The sequence below is a fragment of the Candidatus Frankia alpina genome (assembly GCF_902806485.1).
Classification (GTDB): domain Bacteria; phylum Actinomycetota; class Actinomycetes; order Frankiales; family Frankiaceae; genus Frankia; species Frankia alpina.
The window spans coordinates 1-7750 of sequence record NZ_CADCWT010000218.1 but is presented as its reverse complement, the minus strand read 5'-3'; the positions used below and the strand labels follow the sequence as shown (position 1 = coordinate 7750).

Below are 7750 nucleotides of genomic sequence, written 5' to 3'. Positions count from 1 at the left end.
AAACGTTACCGGGAAAGGCTCAGTGTTGCAGGTACCGGGTACCGGGTGCTGGTCCGGCTGGACGAGCGGATCGGTGCACGATCCGCAGCGCCGCGTCCGGCCCATCCCGGCGCCACACGTCACCCCTGAGTCGGACGCCGACCGCCGGCGTTCCGCTAGAGGAGGCGACGGTCATCATGCGGCGTGGTCCGCAACGAGCTGGAACGGCGGAATCCCGGGCGACGGTTGCCGGCCCGCCGGTCTCCTGGCAGACGGACACCCGGACAATGGATCTACACGCCGGGGATCTCGGTACGGGGAAGCCGAATACGGGGAACCCCCGGATGGGGGACCCGCACGCCTCAGACCCACCTGCGCGCGATGTGTGGGCTGGCGGCCGACGCGGGCGCGGCGGGGCGCATCTCAGCGGCGACCCGCCGCGCCCACAGCCACCGATGCGATCGTCCGCACCGACCCGGCCGGCCGGAGCCTCGTCCGCGGACGCCGCCGCGAATTTCGCCTACAACCCGGCCCTCGACGGGCTGCGGATCATCTGCATCTACATCATCCTCGCCGGCCACATGGGCGCCATCCATACCAGCAACGTGGCGGTCGACGTCTTCTTCGTCCTCAGCGGATTTCTCATCACCGCGCTGCTGCTGGCCGAGCGCAGCCGGACGGGGACGGTCTCCCTGGGTCGATTCCTGGTTCGGCGTGCGTATCGGCTCATGCCTGCGATGTGGGTCTACCTGCTGGTCGGGCTCGCCGTCACGGTGGCGTTCAAATGGCACGACGTCCCCTTCCGGAACGACTACATCGGCAGCGCGGTGTCCGCGTTCTTCAACGTCAACAATTGGTACAAGGTCGAGCATCCGGCGGCAGGCGGTCGCTGGCTGGCCCACGTCTGGTCGTTGTCGTTGGAGGAGCAGTTCTACCTGCTGTGGCCAGCAATGTTCCTGCTCGTCACCCGATCCGAGCGGCTACGGCCGCATCTGATCAAAATCCTGCTCGCGATGATCGTGATCGTCGCGATCTGGACGTTTACCGTCGCCAGCGGCGGCGCGCCGCACTCGCGGGTGTACCTGGCGCTTGACACGCACGTCGCCCCGCTGCTGATCGGCTGCCTCCTGGCTGTCTGGCGCGACACCAGACTGCGGGCCCTGGCCGCGCAGGAGCCGGTCACCGACCCGACCACGGGCGGACGCCGCCGCCGGCACTCTTCGCAGCTGGGAAGCAAGGTCACGCCGGTCACCTCGGCCGCCGTCGAGCGCTGGACGGTGGGGCGGGGTATCGCCGGCCTCGGCCTCGTCGCCGGGATCGGGCTGGTCTTCTTCGCCTTCCTCGGGCCGAACAAGGACAGCCACAACGCCAACTGGCTCGACCACGCCGCGTACATCCCGAGCGCGTTGCTCGGCACGATCGTCATCCTCGGCGCCGACCTGCGCCGCGACGCCGCCTGGGTCCGCCTGCTCGGCAGCCCGCGGATGGCCTTCCTCGGCAAGATCACCTTCAGTATCTATCTGTGGCACTACCCGGTCATCTCCGCGGCGAACGGTCAGCTCGTGCCCCGAATCGGGCTGTGGCCGTCGGTAGTGTGTGCTGCCGCCGCCAGCACGTTCATCGCCTACTTCTCGAACCGGTTCGTCGAGAAGCCCGCGCAGCGGTCCCGGCCCAAGTGGGCGAACACCCCCCGCGGACCCGCGACGGTGAAGGTCCCCGACGCCCGCCCGGCGCCCGAGGATCTTGGACGCCCCGAGGAAGTCGGGCGGTTCGAGCAGGTCGGGCGCGACGAGGACACTGCCTGGTTGGAACTGCCGGGGATGGCCGGCCGCGCCACCGGTCACCGCCGCGACGGCGGAAGCCGACGCGACGCTGACCGGTACACGGATCACGACTTCGTCGACGCCCCGCACGCCGATCCCGGATACGTGGATCCCGGGTACGCCGATCCCGGATACGCCGATGCGGAATACGGCCGCGACCGTCCGAGCCGCGGCCAGCCGGCGGCGGACGGCCGGCAAGACCCGCAGCCGGCCTACCGTTCGGACGGTAGGCGTCCGGACGGCGCCGACGCCAACACCTATGGGAGCGGCCCGCGGACCGCTTCGGGCTGGGCCGACACCGGTCAGGATCGCCGTGCCGGCCGGGGCTGGGTCAGCCAGCCGCCGCCCGGCTCCTACGACCGGGACGCCGGCTCGCGTGTGGGGGACCTGCCGGGCTTCGCCGAGCAGGGCGCCGACGACGGCACCGACGTCTGGATCGACGAGGGGTACGCGCGCCCCCGGGCTGGCCACGCTGCCGCGCCCGCAGACCGGCCCTGGCCGCCGCGCACCGCTCCGGGCGGCGCTACCGGTCCCGCCGCCCGCACCGGCCCGGCTGATCACCCCCGCAGGCTGATTATCCCGATCAGGTGGGTTACCGCGCTCCCGGTGATTACGCCGGTCCGCGCGACTACGCCGATCCGCATGGTTATGCCGGTCCCGGTGGTTACAGCGATCCCCGCTCTCACCCCGATTCCGGAAGTTACCCCGATTCCGGAAGTTACCCCGGTTCCGATGATTACAGCGGTCGCGGTGGCTACAGGGGACCGAGCGGTGACCCGCTGACCGGCCCGACCCCGCCGCCAGTCGGGCCCGCCTACGTGGACCATGCCTACCTCGGAGAGCCGAACTACGAGTGGGAGCAGGGAGTCGGCGCGGGCGACCGGTCTTGGACGCAGGCATTCCCCTCCCATCCGACCGGTGATCCGCTTACCCGCCGTTGGCCCGGGCCGGACCGGGGCGGCCACGCCGAGGGCGGTGGTTACGACCGCGGGACGGGTCGTGCTGGCTGGCCTCCGGTCGCGGACGCCGCCCCCGGACGCGGCGCGACCGGCGATCGCCAGCAGGGTGACTAGGGCGGCGGCCAAGGCGGGTATGGCCGTTGACCGGGTATGGCGGTGGGCCGGGCGACGGCCGTTGATCTGTACCTTCCAGGTCCGGGACGACCCGCGTTCCCCGGATCGTCCGATCGGGCCGTACCCTCCAGGCCGCGGGGGCGAAGCGGACGGAAGGGAAGGACGGTCATGATCGTTGCGGTCATGGGGGCGGGACGGCTGGGCGCAGCCGTGTTGTCTGGTCTGTTGGGTTCCGGGCACTCGGCCGGGGACGTCGTCGTGGCCGAACGGGACGCGGGCCGGGCCGCCGAGATCGCCGCCCGCCACGGCGTCGAGGTCCACTCCCCGGTGGTCGCCGCGGCCAAGGCCGATGTGCTGCTCATCGTGGTCAAGCCGCAGGACGTCGGCGCATTGCTGACCGAGATCGCCCCGGAGGTCTCCGCCGGCGCGCTGGTTGTGTCGCTCGCGGCCGGAGTGACCACGGCGGCGATCGAGGAGCGGCTGCCGTCATCGCCGCCGGTTATCCGGGTCATGACGAATACCCCGTTGCTCGTCGGGGAGGCGATGTCGGCGATGTGCGCCGGCCGCAACGCGGGGGAGGAGCACCTCGCCGTCGCGCAGGCGCTGCTCGCGCCGGTCGGGCGGGTCACCCTGGTCGCGGAGTCCCAGCTCGACGCGGTCACGGCGCTCTCCGGCAGCGGGCCGGCGTACTTCTTCTATCTGGTCGACGCGATGATCGAGGCTGGCGTGTTGCTCGGCCTGCCGCGTCCGCTGGCCACGGAACTCATCATCCAGACGGCGCTGGGCTCGGCCCGGATGCTGCGCGAGAGCGGCGAGCATCCCGCCCTGCTGCGGGAGGCGGTCACCTCGCCCGCGGGAACCACCGTCGCGGCGTTGCGGGAGATGGACCGGCGAGGGGTGCGCGCAGCGCTGATGGACGCGTTGGAGGCCGCTAGTGACCGCTCCCGGGAACTGGGCCGTTCGTAGCTGGGACACCGGGCGCGACGTGGTTGGCCTCCGAGGCGGGTAGGCTCGCCCGGTAACTTCCTCAACATAGATCGGTCGGGTACGTGGGCTCAGTCATCAAGAAGCGTCGCAAGCGGATGGCCAAGAAGAAGCATCGCAAGCTGCTGAAGCGCACCCGCGTTCAGCGTCGCAACAAGAAGTAGGTTCCCGGCCGGTCCGGTGCGGGGGACGCGCCGACGGATGGTCGGTTGGGCCCACGTTCTCCGTCATCGGCGTCTTCCCGGTGTTCCTACCCGCGCGTGGCGCGCGGCTCCTGTGCCAATAGGAGTCCCGCCGCGTCGCTCTACGTGCTTAAGCCATGACTCTGTGGCAGGCTGACTCCGCTGGGGCGGCAGCGCGGCCGGTCCGCAGGCAGGGGGACGGCATGGCGGGCTCGTGGATCAACTTTCTGTCCGACTACGGCGTCGACGACGCCTGCGTCGGGGTGTGCTACGGCGTCATCGCGCGGCACGCCCCGTCCACGCGGGTGCTCGACGTCTGCCATTCGATCGCGCCCCAGGATGTGGGGCATGCGGCGATCACCCTGGCCGGGGCGGTCGGTTACCTGTCGGCGGGGACCCATCTCGTCGTCGTCGAACGCCTCGACGCGGACGGTTACACCCGCGGGGTCGTGGTTCGCACCGCCGACCGTTCCGTGTTCGTGTGTCCGGACAACGGAGTGGCTTCCCTGGCCTGGGAGGCCCTCGGCGGCATCGCGGACGTCTACGAGATCGCCAACCGGGAGCTCTGGCTGCCGCTGCCCACGGCGGTGTTTCGCGGGCGGGACGTCTACGCGCCGGTGGCGGCGCGGCTCGCGGCGGGCCTGGACCTGACAGACGTCGGCCCGGGGCTCGCCCCTGCCTCGCTCACCCGGTTCCGGCCGCGCGCGTGCAGCGTCGACGACGACCACGTCCACGGCGAGGTCGTGTCAATCGACCATTTCGGCAACCTCTCGCTCAACATGACCCGCATCGACCTGGAGGCGGCCGGCATCCTGCTCGGCGATCCGGTCGAGGTTCGGGCCGGCAACCGGCTCATGCGGCTGACCTTCACGCAGACGTACGGCGAGGTGTCCCGGGGCGGGGTCACCGTGTGTGAGGATGCCCTGCGTCGCGTGATGATCGCGGTGAACTGTGGCCGGGCCTCGGACGCGCTGCGGTTGCGCCGTCAGGACGCGGTCGTGATCGCGCAGCTTCCCCGGGACCCCTCCGCGTTCCGCATCGTCCAGGATCTGCCGCTTCCCCTCTGACGGCGCTTACCTTCTGTAGTCGACACGCCGACTCGGCTCACGCTGCGCAGTGACAGCGGGAGGAGCGGGCGTAGGATGACCGCGGCGGGGGCGCGTGCATCGTCCCCGGCGCCGGAGGGACACCTGCGGGCGTTGCGGGGAGACTGCCATGAGACCACGCCGGGTGCTGGTTACCGGTGTCGCGCGGCCGCTGGGCGCCCAGGTGGCGACGGCCCTCGCCGCGGATCCCGAGGTCGAGGCCGTGGTCGGTGTCGACACGGCAGCGCCCGACGCGGACCTCGGCCGGACCCGGTTCGTCCGGGCCGACATCCGGCATCCGTTGATCGCCAAGGTCATCTCCACCGCGGAGATCGACACGGTGCTGCATCTCAACGTCATCGCGACCCCGCTGGGGGCGGGCGGCCGGGCCGCGATGAAGGAGATCAACGTGATCGGCACGATGCAGCTGCTCGCCGCCTGTCAGAAGGCGAGAAGTGTGACCAGGCTGGTCGTGAAGTCGACGACGTCGATCTACGGTTCCTCGCCGCGGGACCCGGCGCTGTTCACCGAGGACACCGAGCCGCGCGCCTTGCCCACCGGCGGGTACGCGAAGGACGCCGTCGAGGTCGAGGGCTACGTCCGCGGGTTCAGCCGGCGCCGTCCCGACATCGCGGTCACCGTGCTGCGCTTCACCAACATTCTCGGCCCGCAGGCGGACAGCCCACTGGCCCGCTACCTGGATCTGCCGGTGGTGCCGACGGTGCTCGGTTTCGACCCGCGCATCCAGCTCCTGCACTCCGAAGACGCCCTCGGGGTGCTCCTGCGCGCGACCCGCGACGAGCACGCGGGCACGTTCAACGTCGCCGGGGACGGGGTGCTGCTGCTCTCCCAGGCGATCCGCCGGGCGGGCCGCCCCTTCTTCCCGGTGCCCTTCCCTGCGATCGGGGTGCTCGGCGGGGTGGCCCGCCGGCTGCGTCTGGTCGACTTCTCCGCCGAGCAGCTCGACCTGCTTGCCCACGGGCGGGCGGTCGACACGGCCCGGCTGAAGACGGTCTTCGGCTACCGGCCCCGCTACTCGACGATGGAGACTTTCGACAACTTCGTCCGTTATCGCGATCTCCGGTTCACCATCGACCACGAGCTGGTGTCCCGGATCGAGCATGGCCTGCTCGGCTCGCTGGACCGGCGCTGGCTGATGGACTCGCCGTGACGCGCCCGACGGGGGGACCGACCGGCCGTCGCGGCGGGCGGGGAGAGGCGGAGCGCATGGCGGATCGTGACGAGTCCCGGGGGGACGCGCAGATCATCCCGCTGAACAGCGAGGAGCGGGCGGCCGCGGCGGACGGCGTTCGGCCTGCCCGCCGCGGCCGATCCCGACCCGCCGCCCGCACCCCGGCGGCGGACGCGGGCGAAGCAGCACCCGAGCCTGCCACCAGCGCTGGCGCCGGCAGCCCCGATCCGGCTGTGGCGGACGCCGGTGAGCCGGCCCCCCGGCGGCCGGCCGACCCGAGGGTGCGCCCGCTCAACGGCGTCCGCCCGCCGCGGGCGAAGCGGCCGACCAGCCGCCCAGCGCGCTTGGCCGCCTCCAAGGGCGCCGCGTCTAACGGCGCCGCCTCTGGACCGCAGGCCGCTGCGGGACGGGGCCCGGTGACCAGGCCGGGCGGCAGCGCCGGAGCCGGTGCAGAGGACGGCACTGCCGCGAACGTCCGAGCCGCGAACGTCCGGGGTGGCAGGCGGGCCGGTTCGGGCGCGGAGCATGGCGCCCCGGCACCCGAGTCCGAGTCCGGGTTCGCCGAGTCCGGCGATCTGGAGACGGCGCTGGCCGGTGTGCTGGCCTTCCTACGCCGGCGCATCACCGGCGACTACGTCGTCGACGAGCACGGGTTCGACCCCGACCTCACCGAGCACGTGATCGCACCGTTGCTGCGTCCCGTCTATCGCGACTACTTCCGGGTGGAGACGCGTGGGCTGGAGAACGTCCCCGACGTCGGTGGGGCGCTGGTGGTGGCCAATCACTCGGGCACCCTGCCGGTGGACGCGCTGATGATGGCGATGGCGATCCTCGACCACCATCCGGCCCACCGCAACCTGCGGATGCTCGCCGCGGACCTGGTGTTCGCCGTGCCGTTCCTTGCCCCGCTGGCCCGCAAGATCGGCAACACGCTGGCCTGCCAGGCGGACGCGGAACGGCTGCTGACCGCGGGGCACCTGGTGGGGGTCTGGCCGGAGGGGTTCAAGGGGGTGGGCAAGCCGTTCAGCGAGCGCTACACGCTGCAGCGCTTCGGCCGGGGTGGCTTCGTCTCGGCGGCGTTGCGGGCCGGGGTGCCGATCATCCCGTGCACGGTTGTCGGCGCCGAGGAGATCTACCCGATGATCGGCAACGCGAAGTCGCTCGCCCGCCTGCTCGGCCTGCCCTACCTGCCGATCACGCCCACCTTCCCGTGGCTCGGCCTGCTGGGCCTGATCCCGCTCCCCTCGAAGTGGATCATAGAGTTCGGGGAGCCGGTGCCGACCGACTCCTACCCGGCGGAGGCGGCGGACGATCCGATGCTCGTCTTCGAGCTCACCGACCGCATCCGCGAGATCATCCAGCACACGCTGTACAGCCTGCTGATGCAACGCCGGTCGGTGTTCTTCTGATCGGACAGAGCCGTGGCCGCCCG

General features: G+C 71.5%; 6 protein-coding genes. All 6 read left to right on the top strand.

Going from position 1 to position 7750, the window contains the following annotated elements:
• The first annotated feature begins 434 nt into the window (after window positions 1-434).
• The 6 genes from G6R25_RS18925 (at window position 435) to G6R25_RS18900 (ending at window position 7727) form a co-directional block, all read left to right on the top strand.
• Entirely contained in the window at window positions 435-2585 is a 2151-nt protein-coding gene (locus G6R25_RS18925) for an acyltransferase family protein (protein ID WP_205447242.1), read from the top strand.
• 458 nt (window positions 2586-3043) lie between these two features.
• On the top strand, window positions 3044-3841 hold the full coding sequence (gene proC / locus G6R25_RS18920; RefSeq protein ID WP_163554043.1) for a pyrroline-5-carboxylate reductase: 798 nt from the start codon (window positions 3044-3046) through the stop codon (window positions 3839-3841).
• 83 nt (window positions 3842-3924) lie between these two features.
• Window positions 3925-4023, top strand: a complete 99-nt coding sequence (locus G6R25_RS18915) for a 30S ribosomal protein bS22 (RefSeq protein ID WP_003948845.1) — start codon at window positions 3925-3927, stop codon at window positions 4021-4023.
• 221 nt (window positions 4024-4244) lie between these two features.
• Window positions 4245-5108: an SAM hydrolase/SAM-dependent halogenase family protein gene (locus G6R25_RS18910; protein WP_163554042.1), complete on the top strand. Its 864-nt coding sequence runs from the start codon at window positions 4245-4247 to the stop codon at window positions 5106-5108.
• Window positions 5109-5256: 148 nt separating this feature from the next.
• Window positions 5257-6297, top strand: coding sequence for an NAD-dependent epimerase/dehydratase family protein (locus G6R25_RS18905; protein WP_163554041.1), 1041 nt, complete (start codon window positions 5257-5259; stop codon window positions 6295-6297).
• A gap of 56 nt (window positions 6298-6353) precedes the next feature.
• On the top strand, window positions 6354-7727 hold the full coding sequence (locus G6R25_RS18900) for a lysophospholipid acyltransferase family protein (protein WP_163554040.1): 1374 nt from the start codon (window positions 6354-6356) through the stop codon (window positions 7725-7727).
• Window positions 7728-7750 lie beyond the last annotated feature (23 nt).